The organism is Erwinia sp. 1181_3, from assembly GCF_052824965.1.
The window spans coordinates 126,305-146,136 of sequence record NZ_VTDE01000004.1; the positions used below are offsets into that span (position 1 = coordinate 126,305).

A 19,832-nucleotide genomic window follows, 5' to 3' on the forward strand; every position below is an offset into this window, starting at 1 on the left:
TCGCGTGCCGAGGCCCGCAGGGATGCGTCTTTTGCCGCTCCGGCGTGGTCAAACTGGACCCGGACCTTACACTAAATAGCCAGCGACTAAAAACTGGAGATATCGCAGACATAAAAACATTACAACCCGGTACTAAAAGTAATCAGCCCCAGCAGAATACCCGGGGTGTTGGCAATCAGCGGTGGAAGAAGAGGTTGAAACCCCGGCGTGCCATTGCGCGGCACGCCGGGGTTTTTATGTCATCAGGAGAGGGTCATCAACGGTGTCAGTGGCTTAATAACGCCCTGGGACTGATGTTTATCCAGCTGATAGTCGTCGCTGTTAACCACCAGCACCGGGGTAGTGAGGTCGTAACCCGCCGCTTCGATTTCGGCCTTATCAAATGTCAGCAGCGGCGTCCCGGCCGTGACCCTGTCACCTTCTTTCACCAGCGGGTGGAAGTGCTTGCCCTGCAGGTTAACGGTGTTCAGGCCCACGTGGATCAGTAGCTCGGCACCGTTATCACAGAGAAGCCCGATAGCATGATGAGAATCAATCAACGTGGCCACCACGGCATCACACGGTGCCACCACCTGGCCTTCACTCGGGCTGATGGCGATGCCGTCACCCAGCATTTTTCCGGCAAACGTTTCATCGTTAACACTTTCCAGCGCGATTGCCGTACCCGACAGCGGGCTGAATAGTGCCAGGTTCTGTGCCGGAGCCGCGGTAGCGGTAGTTGCAGTCGCAGCAGGAGCCTGCTGACTTTTTTCACTCAGGATTTCTTCATCAATCGGATCTTCAAAGCCGACAAACTGCACCATGACAATCGTCAGGATAATGGCTGTGGCGCTGCCCGCCAGTTCACCAATAAACGACATCGGGGCATCGGGGCTGATGGCATTGACGAGGGTAAACAGACCCGGCAATGCAGCATACGCGTAGTAGAGCGAGCCAAACATACTGGCCACGACGGCACCAATGGCGCCACCAATACAGCCGCAGATAAACGGTTTTTTGAAACGCAGCGTCACACCGTAGATAGCCGGTTCGGTGATACCGAAAATCGCAGTGACACCGGCAGATAAGGAGGTCGCTTTCAGCGCCCGGTTACGCGTTTTCAGGAACACACCAAACACGGCGGCCATCTGACCGATCACCGCAATCGTCTGGTAGGCCTGGAAGGAGTCATAACCCTGTGTATCGAAGTTCGCCATTATCACCGGCGTAATGCCCCAGTGAACGCCGAAGATCACAATAATCTGCCAGACACCGCCAATAACGGCAGCCGCAACGGCAGGGGCAAAGGCAAACAGGGCGTTATAACCACTGGCAATGCCCATCGCCGCCCAGGTGGTGATCGGGCCAATCACAATCAGCGTCAGGGGCACAATCACCACGAAGCAGATCAGCGGTGTGAACAGGGCGCTGATCACCTCCGGCAGGATTTTCTCAACGCGTTTTTCAAGCCAGGAGAGCGCCCAGACAAGGAACAGCGGCGGTAATACCGATGAGGTATACACGGTTTTGGCCAGCGGGATAAACAGGAAACTGATGGTTTCGCCCCCGGCAATCCGGCCTGCCATGGATGTCCATTCCGGGTTAATCAGGGCGCAACAGCAGAGCACGGCGATAAACGGATTACATTTGAAGTGTCTGGCCGCGGTAATCGCAATAAACACCGGCAGGAAGGCAAACGGTGTCCACGACATAAAGTTGAAGATGGCAAAGGTGCCGGAGGTTTTAATATCCGCATCAATCAGGCCGACGACAATTAAGATCCCCTGAAGAATACCGGCGGCAGCAAGAATATAAACGATGGGCGCGAACACCGCCGACATGGTACCGATGACGGCATCCAGCACACGCGTTTTCTGTTTAGCGGTGCCGCCGGCGTGCTGCTCGCCAATCAGTGACGAGAGGGCATTGAACACATCGGCCACGTGGGTGCCGATCACCACCTGAAACTGTCCACCGCTCTCAACCACGGCGATGACGCCCGGCAGGCTCTGGACTTTCGCCTTAGCGCCATCCGGCGTTTCATTTAGTACCAGACGCAAACGGGTCGCACAGCGCGAGAAGGTATTGATATTATTTTCACCGCCGACCTCGTGAAGAATATCAGTTGCTAACTTATTGTAATCCCTGATAACTGCCATATTGTCAGACCTTTTTATTATGGGTAGCTGGTTATGTAACAGAGGGTGAAACTGATTTGATGCTATCAGTGAAACCGATTTCTGCAACCGGTTTCATATCAGAGCGTGAGCTGTTTCACAGGGTTTCATTTCGGGCTACAGGGCAGTGGATGTGAGAGCTAAACCACGGTGAAAACGCTGAAGGGGGGCTTATGCATCATCACGAATGCAGAGGTTAAATCGCGTACAGGTCGCTTGTAGCAGTGGCTGGCGGGGTGTCAGGGGCGGCAAAAAATAGTGCCATTTTATAAGAATTTTTACCTGCCCGAGGTCAACAACAAGGCCTATATTCTGCAGCAAAGGAGCAGTGGTTCTTCCAGGGGATGGAAAAGAACAATAAAACGTTAACTTTTTGCCTTCCATTATGCGTAATGGTAATGAGGTTTTTATGTTGTTAAAACGCAGCGGTACTATTGCCATTGTTTTGCTGGTGACTCTTTCAGTAACGGCCTGTGGCATGTCTCATCGTGGCAGAAACACCGCTATTGGTGCGGGTGTGGGGGCGGTGGGTGGTGCGGTCCTGACCGGAGGCAGCACCTGGGGAACACTGGGCGGCGCAGCCATCGGTGGTGTAATTGGGCATCAGGTCAGCCGTTAAGCTGACCTGCGCTAACCCGATAAGAAAGCGTACGATTAAGGCCTGCGATACAGGGCAATGCTGCGACCTTCCAGCTCGACATTTTTCTCTTTGGTAATCACCTGGCCGGGTGTGGCTCTGTCCGATGTGCAGAGTTCCAGTACCCAGCCACCTTCGCCAAACTGCGGGATCAGGAAGGGCACATTGCCCTCAAATGGGTTAAACAACATCAGCACGTCATGCCAGATGCCCTCCTCCTCCGTCAGGTCTGCCCGGCCAATATAGACGCCGAGCGTTGAACCTTCATCCCACTGTTCCGGCTGCTGAAAACCACCGCCTGCATTAAACCACTTGATATCCATATTATCGCGCCAGCTTTCACGCCGCAGTAAAGGCTGAGCGGTGCGCAGGGCGATCAGCTGGCGGGTAAATTCACGCAGCATTTCGCCGCTTTCCGGTACATCGTCCCAGTTAATCCAGGAGATGTCGTTGTCCTGGCAGTAGCCGTTATTGTTGCCGCGCTGGCTGCGACCAAATTCATCACCCGCCAGCAGCATCGGTGTCCCGTGGGAGAACAACAGGGTGGCAAGAAAGTTACGCTTCTGACGTTCACGTATCGCGTTGATCCCTTCATCTTCCGTTGGTCCTTCGACACCGTAATGCCAGGAGCGGTTATCATTATGACCATCGTTGTTGTCCTCGCCGTTGGCGTCGTTATGTTTGTTGTCGTACGACACCAGGTCATTCAGCGTAAAACCGTCGTGGGCGGTGATGAAGTTGACGCTCTCCCAGGGACGACGCCCGCGCTGATCGTAGAGGTCGCCTGAGCCCAGCAAACGAGCCGCGAACTCGGTTGAGACATTGTCTCCCTTCCAGTATTCCCGCACCGTGTCACGGTATTTATCGTTCCATTCCGCCCAGCCGGGTGGAAAAGCGCCAACCTGATAGCCGCCAGGGCCAATATCCCAGGGCTCGCCAATCAGCTTCAGACGCGACAACACCGGGTCCTGCATGATGGCATCGAAGAAACCGCCGCGGGGATCGAAGCCACCCGGTTCACGGCCCAAAATAGTGCCCAGATCGAAGCGAAAACCGTCGATATGCATCGATTCTGCCCAGTAACGCAGGGAATCCATTACCATCTGTAATACCCGGGGATGTGAGGTGTTGACCGTATTGCCGGTGCCGGTGTCGTTGATGTAATAACGGTGCTGATCCGGCAAGGTGCGGTAGTAAGAGAAGTTATCAATGCCTTTAAAGGACAGTGTCGGGCCGAGTTCGTTACCTTCTGCCGTGTGGTTATACACCACGTCGAGGATCACCTCGATCCCGGCATCGTGGAAGGCGCGCACCATATCGCGGAAACCCTGAATGCCGTTAGGGCCAAAGTAGCGCGAAGCCGGAGAGAAGAACGCGAGCGAATTATAGCCCCAGAAGTTCTTCAGCCCTTTGTCCAGCAGGTGCTGATCGTCCGGGAACCAGTGGACTGGCAGCAATTCAACTGACGTCACGCCAAGGCTTTTGATGTAATCCACGACGGCCGGATGGCCCATGCCTTCATAGGTGCCGCGCAGCGCTTCAGGTACCGCGCTGTTCAGCTGGGTAAAGCCTTTGACGTGCGCTTCGTAGATCACGGTGGTTGACCAGGGGACCACCGGGCGATTTTCATCATGCCAGAGGAATTCATCCGGATCGATAACCCGGCATTTGGGGGTATACGGGCCGCTGTCCCGGGTATCAAAGGTCAGGTCCTTCTCATCATCATACAAATCGTAAGCAAAGTGCGCCTCATTCCACTCAATATCCCCTGACAGTTCACGGGCATACGGGTCGATCAGCAGCTTATGCGGGTTAAAACGATGTCCGTTCTCCGGTTCATAGGGACCATAAACACGGTAGCCGTAGAGTGCACCCGGTTGGAGCCCCCGCACATAGCCATGCCACACTTCATGGGTGTATTCCGGCAGTTCCAGCCTGGCGATCTCCTGCTGTCCGCTGGGGTCATAGAGGCACAGCTCAACGCGCTCAGCGTGCGCGGAGAAGAGGGCGAAATTCACCCCTTCACCATCAAAATTGGCCCCCAGCTGGTGGCTTAACCCGGCTTCGATGACATAAGGTGTTGCGTTCGACATAGCGTTCTTTTCATCCCTTGGCAAATGGTAAGCGGTAGCGTCTGTTATTCACTTTTCTGGGTGCTATTCACTGCTGAGTATCAGCGGTAAACCCGTGTCTGTGGCGGGCAGCGTGATCTGATCGGTCACAAACATCACTTCCCCGCTGAGGATATTACGGTAGCGACGGTGGGAAAGCGGTGCCGTCAGCGCGATGGTGGTCGAGGCAGAAGGCGCCGTCTGATCAGATTCTCCGGCGTTATCCGGCAGCTTCAGCGCCAGACGCGGGGCAATCACCATCAGCGCATGGGTACTGTCCAGTCGGGCGAACAGGATCAGATGGTCTTCGCGCGGGCCTTGTGCACTCAGCGGCAGATAATCGCCATGACGAAACAGTGCCGGACGGGCCTGACGCAGCTGTAGCAGGCTGGCGATCACATGCTGGTTGAGCTGGCCGCTCAGCCAGTGCGCCGGGTCGCTATCCAGCGGCGTTTTGTGTGCCGTCAGCATCTGTTGCAGCCTGGCGAAGTCCGGCTCCCGGCGGTTATCCGGATCGATCAGGCTGAAATCGAGCGTTTCACTGCCCTGGTAAATATCCGGTACGCCTGGCGCAGTCAGTTTCATCACCGTCTGGGTAAGACTGTTCACCAGCCCGGCCTGGATAAACGGTTGCAGCGAGGCGGAGAAATCATGTAAAAAGTCGGTATTAGCCGGTGAGAGCAGGTGACGCGCATAGTCGAGCACCGCATTCTCGTAGTCATCGTTTACGGCAGTCCAGTTGGTACGCTGCTTCGCTTCGCGCAGTGCTTTTTGCACATAGGCGAGAAAACGCTCTTCCAGCGCCGCCAGCCCGGCATGATCCCGGGGCTGAAGCGTAGCAGGCCAGACACCGGCCAGCGCCTGGTAGAGCATCCACTCGACAGAGGGTTTTGGCGCCAGGCCATCGTCAAGCGTCACCACGCAGCTGCGGTTCATCTCGCACCAGCGCGCCACGCACGCCGCCCAGTGTGCCGGGGCCTCGGAGAGCGTATAAAGCCGTGCCCGGGCATCTTCGCCGCGTTTGGTATCATGCGTGGTGGTGCCGGAAAGGGCATCCGGCTGGCGTGCAAGACGCACTTTCATCTCTGCGTGAAAGCGGTCAAGCGAGAAGGCACGCGGCAGCGGTTCCGCGCCAACCTCATTCAGCGCCAGCGACATGTGCTGGCGGAAGAACAGGGTATCTTCGACCGATTTCGCCATCAGCGGGCCAGTCAGTTGCTGGAAACGGATGCGGAACGTGGTGGCCTGCTGACGCGTGTGTGCCGGGATATCGCCGGTGAGAATGCGAAGAATCAGATTAAGTGCGGCCGGGTCAGGGGCATCGGTACGGTTTTTGACGTGGTTTGCCACCTGTTGCAATAATTCGCTATCGGCCGCAGGCAATCCGTTTTCCGTGCCGTAAGTGCGGTACACCGGGAAGGCAATCAGCAGTTCGCGCAACGCCTGCCGCAGATTGTTCTCCGGCAACAGTGCATTTTCCTCTGCGGCAATATCACCGGCGAGGGTCAGCAGCGTGCTGAACTCACCGGCAAAGTTCTTATCCACCATCAGCCGCTTTGCTTCTCGCAGTTCGGCGGCCATATTCACTGGCTTATCCAGCACATCATTGTAGATTTTGCGCAGGGCGCTGATTTGACTGCCATCGACCAGCGCATCGGAGAGCGCTGCCATAAACTCATAGCCGGTGGTGCCGGAAACCGGCCAGTCGCTCGGCAGCTGTTCATCTTTGCCAAGGATTTTCTCTACGGTGATATAGCAGTCCGGGCCTGCCTGCTGGCGCAGACGCGTCAGATACGCCTGAGGGTTTGCCAGCCCGTCAACATGGTCAACCCGCAGCCCGTCAACGGCACCGGAATGGACCAGTTCGAGGATCAAACGGTGGGTATCATCAAACACGCCGCGATCCTCAACCCGCATTCCCACCAGTCCGGTGATTTCAAAGAAACGGCGGTAGGAAAGTTCATTGGCCGCATCACGCCAGCACATCAACCGCCAAGGCTGACGCTGGTGGAGTGCCGCAATCTCCGACCGATCGGTGAGTGCCAGTACATCGGCTTCGCATTCCTGCCAGGTTTCCGGTTTCAGCGGGTAGAAGGTGTCGTAATACGCCAGCGCGGGTTTACCGCTGTCGGGATCGGCTTGCACCGTGATCTCATTGTTATCCAGCGCCGTCTCAAAGGCATCGCCCAGGAACGGCAGCGTCAAACGGCGGGACCAGTCGATATCAAAATGTCGCGCGTAGCGGCTTGCCTCACCGTGTTCAACCACATCGCGCCACCAGGCATTTTCCAGCGAGGCCGCCATATGGTTCGGCACGATGTCGAGGATCAGTCCCAGCCCGGCATTTTTCAGCGCGCTGACCAGACGGTCAAACCCCGCGCGGCCGCCAATCGACGGGTCGATCTCATTGGCATCCGTGACGTCATAGCCGTGAGTTGACCCGGCGGTCGCCGTAAAAATTGGGGAAGCATAGAGATGACTGATCCCCAGCTGTTTCAGGTAGGGCACGAGGCTGGCAGCGCGATCAAATGTCATGCCGTTACGAAACTGAATACGCCATGTGGCAGTTGGAATGGTCATTTTTCCTCTCCTGGCAGAAGACGAACCACGATGGCGTGCTGTGGCAGACCCTGCGTATCAGCCGGCCAGGCGAAAATCGTTTTGCCGGGCAGCGCGGGCAGTGGCTGCGTTGAGTCACCGATGTTCAGAGCAATGGATAACTGGCCCCGGGGGAAGGTCCAGCTGACGGCCACAAACCCCGGTGCGGTCTTCAGCACCTGGCCTGCATGACCGCCCGCAGTCCCCAGCAGCGGCACGATAACGTTTTGACGCAGTGTCAGCAGCTGTCTGGTCAGCGCCAGCCAGGCTTTGCCCTCTGCGCTGTCAGGCTTATGCCAGTCGAGCTTAGAACGGGTGAAGGTGGTTTCCGCGTTCGGATCGGGGACGACTTCCCCTTCATGCCCCGCGTGGCCTTCGAACTCTCTGGCTCGCCCTTCGCGTACGGCCCGCGCCAGATCGCCATGAAAATCAGTAAAGAACAGGAACGGGTTGGTCTCGCCATACTCTTCGCCCATCAGCAGCAGCGGGATATGCGGTGAGAGCAGCAGTGTGGCCAGCAGCACTTTGTTACGGTCGGCCCCGGTCAGGGTGATCAGCCTGTCGCCTTGCGCGCGGTTGCCCACCTGATCATGATTCTGGATAAAATCAACAAACGCCGCAGGGGGCTGACCGCGACTGTCGACGCCGCGCGCTTCGCCAGACTGAACGGCAACCTCACCCTGATAGACAAAGCCCTCCGTCAGCGCCCGCGCCACGCCTTTTTCTGGGTGGTCGGCAAAGTCCTGGTAATAGGCATGGGTTTCCCCGGTGGCGAACACATGGATCGCATTATGGAAGTCATCATTCCATTCACCGTTAAACAGCGGGGCGTTGCCGTCAGCGTCGCGTGGATGCAGGAAAATCACGTTACGGCAGTCTTCGGTCGTCAGATGGATCGACCGCTCAGGCAGTTCAGCGCGGATGCGTTGGGCAATCTCAATCAGGATATGGGGGTCGGTGGTGTCTTCAATCTGGTCGATGGCATCGAAACGCAGGCCATCGAGGTTAAACTCCCGCAACCAGTAAAGCGGTGCTTCTGCAATATACTGACGCACGGCCTCGACATCATGGGCGATACCCGCTCCCCAGGGTGTCATCCGCTCCGGGTGGAAGAAGTCGGGGGACAGCAGCGGCAGATAATTCCCCTGCGGACCAAAATGATTCAGCACAATATCCAGCACCACCGAGATGCCGTAACCGTGCGCCGCATCGATAAAGGCTTTAAAATCATCCGGTGTGCCGTAGGCGGCGTGGGGCGCATACAGCAGAACGCCGTCATAACCCCAGCCACGACGGCCACCAAACTGCGCCACCGGCAGCACTTCGATCATCGTGATGCCCAGCTCCGCCAGGTAAGGGAGTTTTTCTGCCGCCGCCTGGAATGTGCCCTGCGGCGTAAAGGTGCCGATATGCAGCTCATAGATCACGGTTTCTTCCCAGCGCCGTCCTGACCACTGGGTGTTCTGCCAGACGTAAGCGGTGGGGTCGATCACCAGCGAAGGGCCATCGACATCATCACGCTGCGCGCGGGAAGCGGGGTCCGGCACCGTCATGCCATCGGCAAGTACAAACTGATACTCCGCACCGGGTAATACGCCGCTGACCAGCTGCTCAAACCAGCCGTTTCCCGTGGGCTGCATGTCCGTTTCTTTACCGGAGAGCCGGAGTTTGACCTTGTTCTGGCCCGTGGCCCAGAGGCGAAAACGAACGGTATCGGTGGCCACATACTCGGCGCCCCAATGTTTTAAATATGATCGGGTTTCCATTCACTGTCCTCGTTTTATCCAGCGCTCGGGGATCGCTGGCAACACAACGGCGCTCCGCTACTCTGAGCGTTAGTCGGAAAAGGTGTTATCGGGATCGGGATAGCTGTCAGGCCATAACAATCATAGACTAAGATGTAGGGACAAGTGATCACCCCAGGCAAGATGGAGAACCGATGAGCATCACTATCAGAGCATTCCAGGCCAGCGATCTTGATGCTGCTATTACGCTGTTTCAGGGCGCGGTGCGTCAGATAGCCTCACAAGATTACAACCCGGAACAGATTGACGCCTGGGTGCAGGTAGACAGGACGGCCTGGGAGAAACGATTCAAAGAGAGTCAGTGCTGGTTAGCGATCCGCAATGGGGAGCTCGCCGGGTTTGGCAACGTGGAGTATGACGGACATCTGGATATGTTATTTACCGATCCCCGGCATCAGCGCTGCGGTGTGGCAACCGCGCTGCTAAAGTGGCTGGAGCTGGCGGTAGTGAAGATGGACATCCCGGTTATCTATACCGAGGCGAGCATTACCGCGAAACCCTTCTTTATCCGACACGGCTTCCAGTTGGTTGAAGCCCAGCAGGTGTCGGTGCGTGGCCAGAGTTTTATCAATTATCGATTGCGTAAGATATTGATGTAAAAAGGGGGGTTATGGGTTTAACACCCGATCCCCGCAGGACAAAACAGGGGATCAGGTAGGGCTGAATTACTCAGACTTCCGCATCAAAAATCACATACAGCTTACGCATCTCGGTTTCCACCACCCAGGTGCCTTCGGTGTTGGCTTCGAAAAAGAAGGAATCACCCGCTTTGAAGGTTAACGTCTCTTCACCGTCGGGTGTAAATGACCCGGAGCCACCGAGGAAATGCATAATTTCAGCCTGTTTAACCGAGCGACGATAGCTGCCCGCGCCACACTGAAAAATCCCGGTATCAATATCTTCCTTCCCCGGAATCACTTTTTGCAGGCCGGAGAGCTTGATGGCAGAGGTGCCCGGCAGGCCTTCAACGGTTCCCCATGACTCCAGCGATTCGATGGCGGCGGGCTGTTCTATTTTCTGCACTTTCATCAATATGATTCCTCAGGTGACGGTATTACGGCGGCTATCAAGGATTAAAAAACACATAAGGGTGTTATCCCGGTTCGTTATCCAGATTAAAGGGTTTACTGAACAGATTACGGAATTTATCGGCCGTCAAATAACAGATTTGCGTGTAAAGCGGGCTGAGATTGGTAGAAACTTTTGCGCAGGATGCGAGGGGGATAAAGCAGGATCGGCAGGGCGGTAGCCTGCTGATCCTGCGGGTTATTTTAGTGCGTGGAGGCGGCCTGACCCCAGCGGCTTTTCAGGTAATTTACCGCATCCTGAGTCTGTGGCTGGTTGAGATAGTTTTCTCTGAACAGGATGGTGCCATTAATATTCGGTAGCGACTCATTCAAGTCGAGCTGTTTTTTCAGCTCCGGCACGCCTCCCTGTACCGTCCAGTCTGGCTCATTCTTCGACGGTTCCCCGACTTTATACAGCGCAATGCCGATATACAGGCGCGTGCTGGTGGGTTTCACCACCTCTGCCCACCATTTTGCCAGCACATCGTAGCGTGCCGCCTGGCGTGCGAAAGGCCAGTACACCTGCGGGGCAATATAGTCCAGCAGGCCTTGTTGCACCCAGCGGCGGGTGTCGGCGAAGGATTCATCATAGGCTGCCGCGCCCCGTGTATCGGAGCCTGCCGGATCGTGTGACAGATTGCGCCATACGCCAGCCGGGCTGACGCCGAATTCGACATCCGGTTTTAACTGTTTGATGGTGCGCGACACCTGCTCGATCAGCTGCTGCGTGTTGTGCCGCCGCCAGTCTGCCTTACTAGTGTATCCCTGACCGTATTGCCGGAACGTCTGGCTGTCATTGAGGGCAGATCCCGGCGATTCCGTATAGAAATAGTCATCGAACTGCACGCCATCGACAGGATAGTGCGCCACCACTTCAGCGACGATGCTGGTGATCCAGTCGCGCACTTCCGGGATGCCGGGGTCAAGCACAAAACGATCCCCCGAGGTGCGGATCCAGTCGCGATGCAGTACATAGACGCTGGCAGGTTGCTGCGACAGCGTGCGGTTCAGTTCGGTAACGGTAGAGGATTGGGTATTCACCGATACGCGATAAGGGTTTAACCAGGCATGCACCTTCATGCCGCGTTTATGCGCTTCGTCGAGCATAAACTGCAACGGATCGTAGCCCGGATCCTCGCCAATGTTCCCGGTCAGCATATCTGACCACGGCAGGATTTTTGACGACCATAGCGCCGTACCATCGGGTTTTACCTGGAAGAATACGGTATTGATGCCGAGACTTTTCAGTTTATCCAGCTTATCGGTCAGCGCTTTTTGCTGCAGGCTGATACGCAGCGCCGCACTGCTGACATTGACCGAAGCGATCGGCGGCCAGTCCAGCCGCGAAACGGTCGCCAGCCAGACGCCACGCATCGGTTCCTTCGCCAGCTCAGGCCGGGTTGGCAGTGGCTGTTTTGCCACCGGAGGGAGCGGGGTGACCAGCGATTTCGGCGGTTCGGAAGAACAACTGAACAGCAACAGCGCGGCGATAGCCAGTGCGGCCGACCTTTTAAGGGCGATGACGGCGGGAATACGGCGAGAACGGGTGATGGTATGCTCCGGTTCTTTCTGGTGGTCGAGTGATAAGAAGATTCTCTTATTTCAGGCCGTAAAGTCAATGGATTAGGGGACGGGGAAGCGTATATCGCACTGGCTAACCTGTTCAACAATCTCCAAAAATAGATTAATCTGTTCAATCATTTTAGCATGCTTACATCTGCTCTGATCATGCCCGAATTGCGACAGTTGGCGACCGCGGGGCGACTGATGAAAGTCTGTCTTTTCAAACAGAGGTGAAAGTGCGGATCCAGCGTTCGAATCAACCTAAAAAGCTCTATCGTAAGGTGAACACCACTACATGGGGACAGGTGCAGAATCACCCGGGCGGTGAATACCGCTGGCTGCGCCATAAGAAAAACATTGCAGATGACAATCTGCCGATGCGTGAAGGCATGCACGGGCGGCTTGAGCGCGGCCGGGATTACACGCCGTTGTATAAATTTTTATTGAGTAAAGTCGGCCAGCGCTGGGATGATGTGCATAAAGAGGCCGTCAGCCGGTTGGATAACGCCGCGCCAATTTTTTTTATGGTCAGACTGCATCGTAAAGAGTGGAGCAGCTATGTCCGTTGCGATGAGTCGACTTATTACAGCGGATTGTGTGTCGATGACGATGGATTACTGCAAAAGATCAACCCGGAATTTACCGCAGAAGATATCCCCGTAAGGTGCCATTGCTGTACGCATACGTTCAACGGAGAGGTGGTTCCAGTTACGGACAAAAACTGGCAGAAGCCTTATGTAAGAGAGGATTGGGAGTAGGTGTTGATTTTCCTGAGCGTATTGGCTGGCAGCGTTCAAAGAATTCTCATATTTCCGAAGGTACACGTCCATTGATGGATTAGGAATCAGGTATGTCAATTAAAGCGTTTGATCTCAATATTGAAAAGATACTCGAAAACTGGGAAGTTCGGCATGCTGTAAGAGAAATTATAGCGAATGCTCTGGATGAACAACTCCTGACTAAGACAGCAGCAGTATCTATTCGCAAAGAAGGAGATGACTGGCTCATTAGAGATTTTGGCCGGGGGCTTAAGTACACACACTTAACCCAGAACGAGAATCAGGAGAAGCTTGATACACCCGGTGTAATAGGGCGTTTTGGTATTGGGTTGAAAGATGCCTTAGCAACGTTCGAGAGGAATGGCGTCAAATGTCTGATTCAGTCTCGCTACGGAAAAATCACTACAAGTAAGATGTCTAAGCAGGGTTTTGGAGATGTTACAACCCTACATGCAGTTATTGAAGAAGAAGATGATGACACCGCGTTTGAAGGCACAATCATAACCTTGGCCGGTATTTCTGATGATGAGGTGCATGCAGCAAAGGATATGTTTCTCACTTTCAGTAACGATAGCATCATAGATACGACCAGATATGGGCAGACTATCAGTAATTCATCTGGTGTTGGAAAAATCTTCATCAACGGAGTTCTCGTTGCCCGGGAGGAGAACTTTCTCTTTTCATACAATATTACTCATATCAATTCACAATTGAAGAAAGCGATTAATCGTGAACGAACCCATGTTGGGAGAAGTGCGTACACGGATACCGTGAAGAAGATCCTATTATCCTCATCAAATAACTATGTTGCGGATCTCCTTGCTGAAGATATGTCCGGATTTAGCTCTGGCACTATGCATGATGAGCTTTCATGGATAGACGTTCAGGAGCATGCAGTTACACTGCTAAATAAAAATGGTAATGTCGTGTTTATCACTGCGACAGAAAGTATTTTACATCCCAACATGGTTGATGATGCCATTAAAAATGGCACCAAAATTATTACAATACCGGATAACCTTCGCCTCAGACTTGCCGATAAAGTGGATGAAGAAGGTAACTCGATAAATGATATTACGAACTATGTTCAGAGCTATAATGACAGTTTTCAGTTTGAATTTATTGAAGAAAGAGATCTGACGCCTTACGAACGAAAGATTTTCTCATTGAAGAATGAAATTATTGATATCTTTGGCGGGGTTCCTGCAAGGGTATTAGATATTAAAATATCAGAAACACTACGGCCAGATATTTTCTTATCTGTAGAAACTCAGGGTTGTTGGGAACCACAAACATGCTGCGTGATTATATCCAGAAAGTGCCTTACATCCGTTGATGTTTTTTCCGGCGTACTGATCCATGAGTTTATTCATGCAAGGACAGGTCTTGGAGATGTCACCAGGGAGTTCGAAACAGCATTGACAGAATGCATCGGTGTGCTGTGTGAGACGATAATTGCGAACAGGGGTACCATTGCACCAACTCCTGAAAGACTTCACACCGATAGTATGGCAAAACCACGGCCCTGGTATAAATTTTGGTAAGACTTGAAAGAGTTGAAGTAGAGCGGGATTTTATATCTTATCCCGTTGCTAACGAATAGTGGGCAGTCGGCTCTTCTTATACCCTTGTGGAACCCGTTAATGGATATCATTGGCATTATTATGTCGGCAGGGCGAACCTCTGTTGATGTTGCACTTTACACCCTGATCCCGGTGATGGTAGTCATGCTGATTATCATGAGATATCTGGAACAGAAGGGCGTGCTTGACGCGATTGTGCGTGTGATGACGCCGATATTCAGGCCATTTGGCATCACCGGACTGGCTATTTTTGCGCTGATCCAGCTGAACTTTGTTAGTTTCGCCGCACCGCTGGCGGCGCTGGCGATTATGGAGAAACGCGGCACTTCCGACCGTCACCTCGCGGCAGCCCTGGCGATGCTTTTTGCCATGGGCCAGGGGAACGTGTTTTATCCCCTTATCCCTTTTGGCCTGCACTGGGGCGAAGCCGTGATCATTTCAATCGTCGGGGGGCTGGCTGCGGCGGCGTTCACCTATCACCTTAGCGGGCGCAGGCTGTCGACGGATTCCCTGCCGCTGGCGGAAAAAGAGAGACTGGAGGGTAATGCGCCTCAGGGGCTGATCGCCGTCATTAACGGTGCCGGTTCAGACGCAATTCGCCTGGCGTTGGGATCCGTTCCCATGCTTCTCCTGTCGCTGACGGTGGTGGGCATACTGAAAGCGGCAGGGGCTATTGAAGGGCTGACCGCACTGCTTGCCCCGCTGCTCGGCATGTTCAATATCCCGGAGATCTTTGTTATGCCGGCACTGACCAAAATGCTGGCAGGGGGCACCGCATATTACGGCGTGATGACGGAGTTGATACAGAAAGGGCTGATAACACCTCAGCAGATTAACGCCTCTGCTGGCTTAATGATTCAGACCTTTGATCTGCCTGGTATCGGTATTTTTCTGGGTATTGCCAGTCGCTTTGTCAGGCTGTTTCGTTACGTTATTCCCGGTGTTTTGCTGGGTATCCTGCTGCGCACTGTGATCCATCTGCTGCTTAACCATTAATACGTAACCTGAGGGAGTACATTATGGTTTCCACAAAAATTACGTTAGGAGCGACCGTCGCCCCGGTGAAATTTACCCAGGTTGAGCCTGTTCTCCTGACAGATGACACGATTCTGGCGCGAAAAGCAAAAATCCTGGATGGGATGAAGAACGAAGGCTTCGATGCTCTTGTGATTTACGCAGACAAAGAGCATGGCGCTAACTTCGCCTATCTGACGGGATTTATTCCGCGTTTTGAAGAAGGCCTGCTGATTCTGGAAACCAGTGGCAAATGTACGCTGGTGCTGGGCAATGAAAACCTGAAGCTTGCGCGCTTTTCACGCGTGCCGGTCACGCTGGCACACAGCCCGTACTTCTCTCTGCCAAATCAGCCAATGGATAACGAAGCGCCGCTGGAAAGTATCTTCACCGACGCCGGGCTTAACAATAAAAGTAAGGTAGGGCTGGTGGGCTGGAAGATGTTCACTCCGGCGGCCGGGAACGGCAAAACGTTCTTTGATCTGCCGTATTTTATTGTTGAGGCGGTCAGACGCACGCTACAAGCCAGTGCAGAGCTGGAGAATGCCGCTCACCTTTTTATTAGCGGCAAGTCGGGGGCGCGTGCGACCTGTAATGCAAACGAAATTGCTCACTATGAATACGGCGCTAACCTCGCATCAAACTGTATTCTTGATGCCATCAATGCGATTGAGGTTGGCGTCCGTGAAGTTGATCTCGGCGCGCTGCTGGCCGCTGAAGGCCAGGACAACACGGTGGTATCCATTGCCGCCACTGGTAGCCGCTTCGATAAAGCCAATATTTACCCGAGCTATAAGAAAGTGCAGAAGGGTGATCCGTTATCATTGACCACTGGCTTTAAAGGCGGATTGTCCAGCAGAACCGGTTTTGTCATTGCCGATGAGAGTGAATTGCCTGCCGGGCAGGAAGAGTGGTTGCAGCGTATGGCTAAACCGTATTTCGCTGCGGTTGTCGCCTGGCTGGAAAATATTCACTGTGGCATGACCGGCGACGAGCTTTACCAGTTGGTGGAACGTGTATTACCGAAAGAACGCTATGGCTGGCACCTGAATCCGGGTCACCTCGTTTCAGATGAAGAGTGGATGTCTTCCCCGGTCTATGAGGGGTCGGATGAACCGCTGAAAAGCGGCATGATCATGCAGATTGATATCATCCCTTCGGTCGCGGGTTACACAGGCGTTAGCGCGGAAGAGTGCGTGGTACTTGCGGATATCACGCTTCAGGCAGAGATCAGCAAACACTATCCGGCGTTATGGAATCGTATTGAGACGAGACGGCGTTATCTGCGTGAGGAAATTGGCATCAACCTGAGTGAGGAAATACTGCCATTGTCCAATACCGTGGCTTATCTGAGGCCTTTCTATCTGGCAAAGAATCAGTCACTGTTTGTTGAGCGCTAACTGCTCCGGATTTATTGTTTCGCATAGAACATCGTCATTTTATTGAAGTATCTTGAAGAGTATTAATGAAAATTTTCATTGCTGGTTTATTTTTTCTGTCATTTACGTCTTATGCACAGTCTCATCTCGGCACATGGGGAACGACATGTGATGACGAGGGTTTTTCAATTCAGTTAAGTAAGATCCCCAGTCCGTTTATTGTGAATGACAATCAAATTATCATTTCAATCCATTCAAAAGAGATCTCCGCTAATCAGGTTGCTGTGTATTTTGATAAGCCGCTTGATCTTGGTACAGGTGGAATGAACCTTGCGTGGGATAGTTTCAGCACAACGAAATCGGTGGCTGAAATGACCATTAAGGGCAGTTCAGGATTGTTCAGATGGCACGGTTTCTTTGATAAAAGTAAGAAAAAATATGTTTGGGTTGATGGTCCAGATTTTGTGCAAGATCATACGAAAAATGGTCTGATTAAACTTAAGAGATGCGATTAATATACTATTTTAGCATGGGAGATGGGGCACTTCTTCATTGATGTCCGCCGGGTCCGGACGTGGTGCAAAGCCAGCAGCACAGGGCTGCTGACCAGATAAGCTTGTTGCCGCATTCGCTCATCATTGCTCTTTCTCCGGCATCTAAACCCGTCGACTGAACAGGGTGGATTACACATCCAGCCGATGGATGACGCTGACAAACTGGTGCACGCCGCGATTAATTTCCTTCAGGCTCCGCGAGAGGTCGCTGATTTTATCCTGTTCGGTGACCACGAATTGTTTTACCGCATCCAACTGTTGATACATCTGCTGGATTAAATCAGCATTCACTTCTACGACGGACGTTATTTTTTGCGTGGCGCTGGCAGTCGATGCCGCCAGTCGGCGGACTTCCGCAGCGACGACACTAAATCCGCGTCCGGCTTCGCCAGCCCGCGCTGACTCAATGGCGGCATTCAGTGCCAGAATATTGGTTTGTGCGGCAATAACGTTAATTGTATCCACGACTTCAGTAATGCTTTTGGCCGAAGCATTGAGCTTTGCGCCAATCTCGGTTGCGGCATTTACCTGAACAGCAACCAGCCCGGAGTTACGAACCGTTTCTTCCAGCACCTCATTGGCATTATGCGTGATTTGCGAGGTTTCTTCTGAGGTGGTAACGGCGATATCGGCCACCCGTTTTGCGGCTTCGACACGGGTAGTGATATCAGATGCGATCTTAATCACCTTACAAACATGGCCATCAGCGTCATAGACGGGATTGTAACTGGCTTCTAACCAAATGCGCTCACCGCTGGCCGTTTTACGTTCAAAGCGCCCAACAAAGTGCTGACCTTTGCCAATTTTTTTCCAGAAATCGGGGTTTTCACGATAAAAACTTTCATAGCAAAAGATGCGATGATGCTGGCCGACAATATCAGACAAGTTAAAGCCCATATGGGTAAGAAAGTTGCTATTAGCCGTAAGAATCTGACCGTCAGGCGTGAATTCGATCACTGCCATGGACAGGTCCAGCGCAGTGATCACCGCTTCTTTTTGCTCTAACTCATGATGGCGGGCGGTGATATCGGAGGCGACCTTAATCACTTTATAAACAATGCCGTTATCATCGGTAACCGGGAAATAGGTGGCGCTGAGATAAAAGCGCTGATGCTGTTTGCTGAAACGTTCAAAGATACCCGTTACCGATTCGCCTGTTGCGAGTGTCTGCCAAAAGGCACTGTAGCTTGCTGAACGGCAGTAATCCGGTTTGCAAAAAATCCGGTGATGTTTTCCCTGAATCTCACTCAGTGAGTAACCAGTGACATCGAGAAATTGTTGATTGGCGTTGAGAATCTCTCCATCAGGCGAAAACTCAATCCATGCCACATGCTGTTTTATTGCATTGATGTCCCGGGTGATGCCGTTACTTTTGGACGAGGGCAGCGAAAAGCTCGATTTTTTCATACCAAACATAGAACACCTCAGGAAGTTATCAACATCTCGATGAACCAGATACGCGCAGGCCGGTTTGTGGACATCGCCATCGCAACTGAATTCTTCTCGGCAAGCCCATAGTGGGCTGAATGTTTTTTCCAGGCGGGACACTTGGTCATCAGTCAGTCACGAAAGATGGTATCTCTTTACACCCAAAGGGTGCTTGCCGGGATGATTGTCTGTGCATTCCTGGTGTTCTAACAAGTATGGTGGCGGACACGTAAGTGGCTGTCCTTAACGGGTATCGGCAAATGCGTGGAAAGATTCAGGGAAAAATGAAAATAATTGCAGGGCATTGCAGAGTTGGCGTCGCTACGCGAATTCTACGAAAAGAGAAGGGGAGTTATCCCCAACTTTTCACGTAGCGACACATTGGTGTACCGTTGGCACGGAGAGATGAGTAGATGTAGATTCAGTCAGGAAAAGAAGGCGAGCCGGTTGCAACCAGCGGGAGTGCCTCCTGATATTCAATTTAACATAATATACATTATGCGCACCAACGTAGCGGTACGTTGAATCTGATGTTTATCCGCGGTTCATCCTCTGTTGTTCACTGATGGTGTCTGAAGCTCTCTCTCCACTGATGAAACTCACAGCTAAGGCTTGGTGTGACTGGCTGAACACTCAGCGCCAGTAAGTGCCAACCGAAGATGGTGTTCAATAAACGCCGTCTTGAAAGCACTGTAACGATGAACATCGTTGCCACTTGCCAGCACTGCAGCACGTTTTATTTCGGCATACTCTTCTGCTGCGTCCTTGTTGTTGATCAGATAATCCCGGAACGCCAGATGCTTTATGATTTGGCTGTCGCCTACAGCAAAAGCATGAACCTGATGACTGCGTTGATCGCCACCTTTAGTGAAATATCGACGATTGGGGATGCCATTTTCACCACGGGCTGTGTAGCCATTGAGCTTCATTGCAGCATTGGCGTTATCCAGTTCTGTCAGCCCATTCACCTCTAACAATATGTCTATGACGGGTTTTGCTGCCAGCTCGGGTACTGACGTGCTGCCAATGTGGTGAATGCGGAAAATAATATTGCCCAGGGTGGCCAGTAATAGCGCGCTTTCTGCCTCGAATAGATCGGGCCACCGCTTGTCGTAAGCGGTCACAGTCACGGTCCGCATGAGTACCCTCCTCCTTTTG

At 53.1% G+C, this 19,832-nt stretch carries 15 protein-coding genes; 7 read left to right on the forward strand and 8 right to left on the reverse strand.

Annotation, left to right across the window (positions count from 1 at the left end; translation table 11 throughout):
- Window positions 1–242: 242 nt before the first annotated feature.
- Window positions 243–2,138: a beta-glucoside-specific PTS transporter subunit IIABC gene (locus FY046_RS12500; protein ID WP_133846572.1), complete on the reverse strand. Its 1,896-nt coding sequence runs from the start codon at window positions 2,136–2,138 to the stop codon at window positions 243–245.
- Between the two features lie 427 nt (window positions 2,139–2,565).
- Here FY046_RS12500 and FY046_RS12505 point away from each other — a divergent pair, with 427 nt between their 5' ends.
- Complete coding sequence (locus FY046_RS12505) at window positions 2,566–2,775, forward strand: glycine zipper 2TM domain-containing protein (RefSeq protein WP_133846571.1); 210 nt, start codon at window positions 2,566–2,568, stop codon at window positions 2,773–2,775.
- A gap of 35 nt (window positions 2,776–2,810) precedes the next feature.
- Here the strand turns inward: FY046_RS12505 and glgX are convergent, their stop codons facing one another.
- From glgX to treZ, 3 genes are all read right to left on the reverse strand, one after another.
- Window positions 2,811–4,886 carry a glycogen debranching protein GlgX gene (gene glgX / locus FY046_RS12510; protein ID WP_446186105.1) on the reverse strand — a complete coding sequence of 692 codons (2,076 nt, stop codon included), beginning with the start codon at window positions 4,884–4,886 and terminating at the stop codon, window positions 2,811–2,813.
- Between the two features lie 63 nt (window positions 4,887–4,949).
- Window positions 4,950–7,484: a malto-oligosyltrehalose synthase gene (gene treY, locus FY046_RS12515; RefSeq protein ID WP_446186106.1), complete on the reverse strand. Its 2,535-nt coding sequence runs from the start codon at window positions 7,482–7,484 to the stop codon at window positions 4,950–4,952.
- A complete protein-coding gene (gene treZ, locus FY046_RS12520) occupies window positions 7,481–9,268 on the reverse strand; it encodes a malto-oligosyltrehalose trehalohydrolase (protein ID WP_446186107.1) in 1,788 nt (595 codons plus the stop codon). Before treZ ends, treY begins: the two co-directional genes overlap by 4 nt.
- Before the next feature lie 173 nt (window positions 9,269–9,441).
- On the opposite strand from treZ, the gene FY046_RS12525 reads away from it, so the two are divergent.
- Window positions 9,442–9,906 (forward strand): GNAT family N-acetyltransferase, encoded by a 465-nt coding sequence (locus tag FY046_RS12525; protein ID WP_133846567.1) that lies wholly within the window; start codon window positions 9,442–9,444, stop codon window positions 9,904–9,906.
- A gap of 70 nt (window positions 9,907–9,976) precedes the next feature.
- On the opposite strand, the gene FY046_RS12530 is transcribed toward FY046_RS12525, so the two are convergent.
- Window positions 9,977–10,336 carry a cupin domain-containing protein gene (locus FY046_RS12530; RefSeq protein ID WP_133846566.1) on the reverse strand — a complete coding sequence of 120 codons (360 nt, stop codon included), beginning with the start codon at window positions 10,334–10,336 and terminating at the stop codon, window positions 9,977–9,979.
- Window positions 10,337–10,578: 242 nt separating this feature from the next.
- Window positions 10,579–11,907 (reverse strand): glycoside hydrolase family 10 protein, encoded by a 1,329-nt coding sequence (locus tag FY046_RS12535; protein WP_242462141.1) that lies wholly within the window; start codon window positions 11,905–11,907, stop codon window positions 10,579–10,581.
- Between the two features lie 266 nt (window positions 11,908–12,173).
- Here FY046_RS12535 and FY046_RS12540 point away from each other — a divergent pair, with 266 nt between their 5' ends.
- The 5 genes from FY046_RS12540 to FY046_RS12560 all read left to right on the forward strand — a co-directional run bounded on the left by FY046_RS12540 (window position 12,174) and on the right by FY046_RS12560 (window position 17,207).
- Window positions 12,174–12,695 (forward strand): hypothetical protein, encoded by a 522-nt coding sequence (locus FY046_RS12540; RefSeq protein WP_159338135.1) that lies wholly within the window; start codon window positions 12,174–12,176, stop codon window positions 12,693–12,695.
- 92 nt (window positions 12,696–12,787) lie between these two features.
- Window positions 12,788–14,260 (forward strand): ATP-binding protein, encoded by a 1,473-nt coding sequence (locus FY046_RS12545; protein ID WP_446186108.1) that lies wholly within the window; start codon window positions 12,788–12,790, stop codon window positions 14,258–14,260.
- A 99-nt stretch (window positions 14,261–14,359) separates the two neighbouring features.
- A complete protein-coding gene (locus tag FY046_RS12550) occupies window positions 14,360–15,295 on the forward strand; it encodes a nucleoside recognition domain-containing protein (RefSeq protein ID WP_133846564.1) in 936 nt (311 codons plus the stop codon).
- Window positions 15,296–15,318: 23 nt separating this feature from the next.
- A complete protein-coding gene (locus FY046_RS12555) occupies window positions 15,319–16,713 on the forward strand; it encodes a M24 family metallopeptidase (protein ID WP_446186109.1) in 1,395 nt (464 codons plus the stop codon).
- 65 nt (window positions 16,714–16,778) lie between these two features.
- Window positions 16,779–17,207 (forward strand): hypothetical protein, encoded by a 429-nt coding sequence (locus tag FY046_RS12560; RefSeq protein ID WP_446186110.1) that lies wholly within the window; start codon window positions 16,779–16,781, stop codon window positions 17,205–17,207.
- 168 nt (window positions 17,208–17,375) lie between these two features.
- Here the strand turns inward: FY046_RS12560 and FY046_RS12565 are convergent, their stop codons facing one another.
- Together FY046_RS12565 and FY046_RS12570 are read right to left on the reverse strand one after the other, a co-directional pair.
- On the reverse strand, window positions 17,376–18,662 hold the full coding sequence (locus tag FY046_RS12565; RefSeq protein WP_133846561.1) for a methyl-accepting chemotaxis protein: 1,287 nt from the start codon (window positions 18,660–18,662) through the stop codon (window positions 17,376–17,378).
- 617 nt (window positions 18,663–19,279) lie between these two features.
- Window positions 19,280–19,813: a GrpB family protein gene (locus tag FY046_RS12570; RefSeq protein WP_159338140.1), complete on the reverse strand. Its 534-nt coding sequence runs from the start codon at window positions 19,811–19,813 to the stop codon at window positions 19,280–19,282.
- Window positions 19,814–19,832 lie beyond the last annotated feature (19 nt).

Excerpts from the sequence above, each read along its gene's own strand:
- FY046_RS12500 (WP_133846572.1), bottom strand. The coding sequence starts at position 2,138 with ATGGCAGTTATCAGGGATTACAATAAGTTAGCAACTGATATTCTTCAC.
- FY046_RS12505 (WP_133846571.1), top strand. The coding sequence starts at position 2,566 with ATGTTGTTAAAACGCAGCGGTACTATTGCCATTGTTTTGCTGGTGACT.
- glgX (WP_446186105.1), bottom strand. The coding sequence starts at position 4,886 with ATGTCGAACGCAACACCTTATGTCATCGAAGCCGGGTTAAGCCACCAG.
- treY (WP_446186106.1), bottom strand. The coding sequence starts at position 7,484 with ATGACCATTCCAACTGCCACATGGCGTATTCAGTTTCGTAACGGCATG.
- treZ (WP_446186107.1), bottom strand. The coding sequence starts at position 9,268 with ATGGAAACCCGATCATATTTAAAACATTGGGGCGCCGAGTATGTGGCC.
- FY046_RS12525 (WP_133846567.1), top strand. The coding sequence starts at position 9,442 with ATGAGCATCACTATCAGAGCATTCCAGGCCAGCGATCTTGATGCTGCT.
- FY046_RS12530 (WP_133846566.1), bottom strand. The coding sequence starts at position 10,336 with ATGAAAGTGCAGAAAATAGAACAGCCCGCCGCCATCGAATCGCTGGAG.
- FY046_RS12545 (WP_446186108.1), top strand. The coding sequence starts at position 12,788 with ATGTCAATTAAAGCGTTTGATCTCAATATTGAAAAGATACTCGAAAAC.
- FY046_RS12550 (WP_133846564.1), top strand. The coding sequence starts at position 14,360 with ATGGATATCATTGGCATTATTATGTCGGCAGGGCGAACCTCTGTTGAT.
- FY046_RS12555 (WP_446186109.1), top strand. The coding sequence starts at position 15,319 with ATGGTTTCCACAAAAATTACGTTAGGAGCGACCGTCGCCCCGGTGAAA.
- FY046_RS12560 (WP_446186110.1), top strand. The coding sequence starts at position 16,779 with ATGAAAATTTTCATTGCTGGTTTATTTTTTCTGTCATTTACGTCTTAT.
- FY046_RS12565 (WP_133846561.1), bottom strand. The coding sequence starts at position 18,662 with ATGTTTGGTATGAAAAAATCGAGCTTTTCGCTGCCCTCGTCCAAAAGT.
- FY046_RS12570 (WP_159338140.1), bottom strand. The coding sequence starts at position 19,813 with ATGCGGACCGTGACTGTGACCGCTTACGACAAGCGGTGGCCCGATCTA.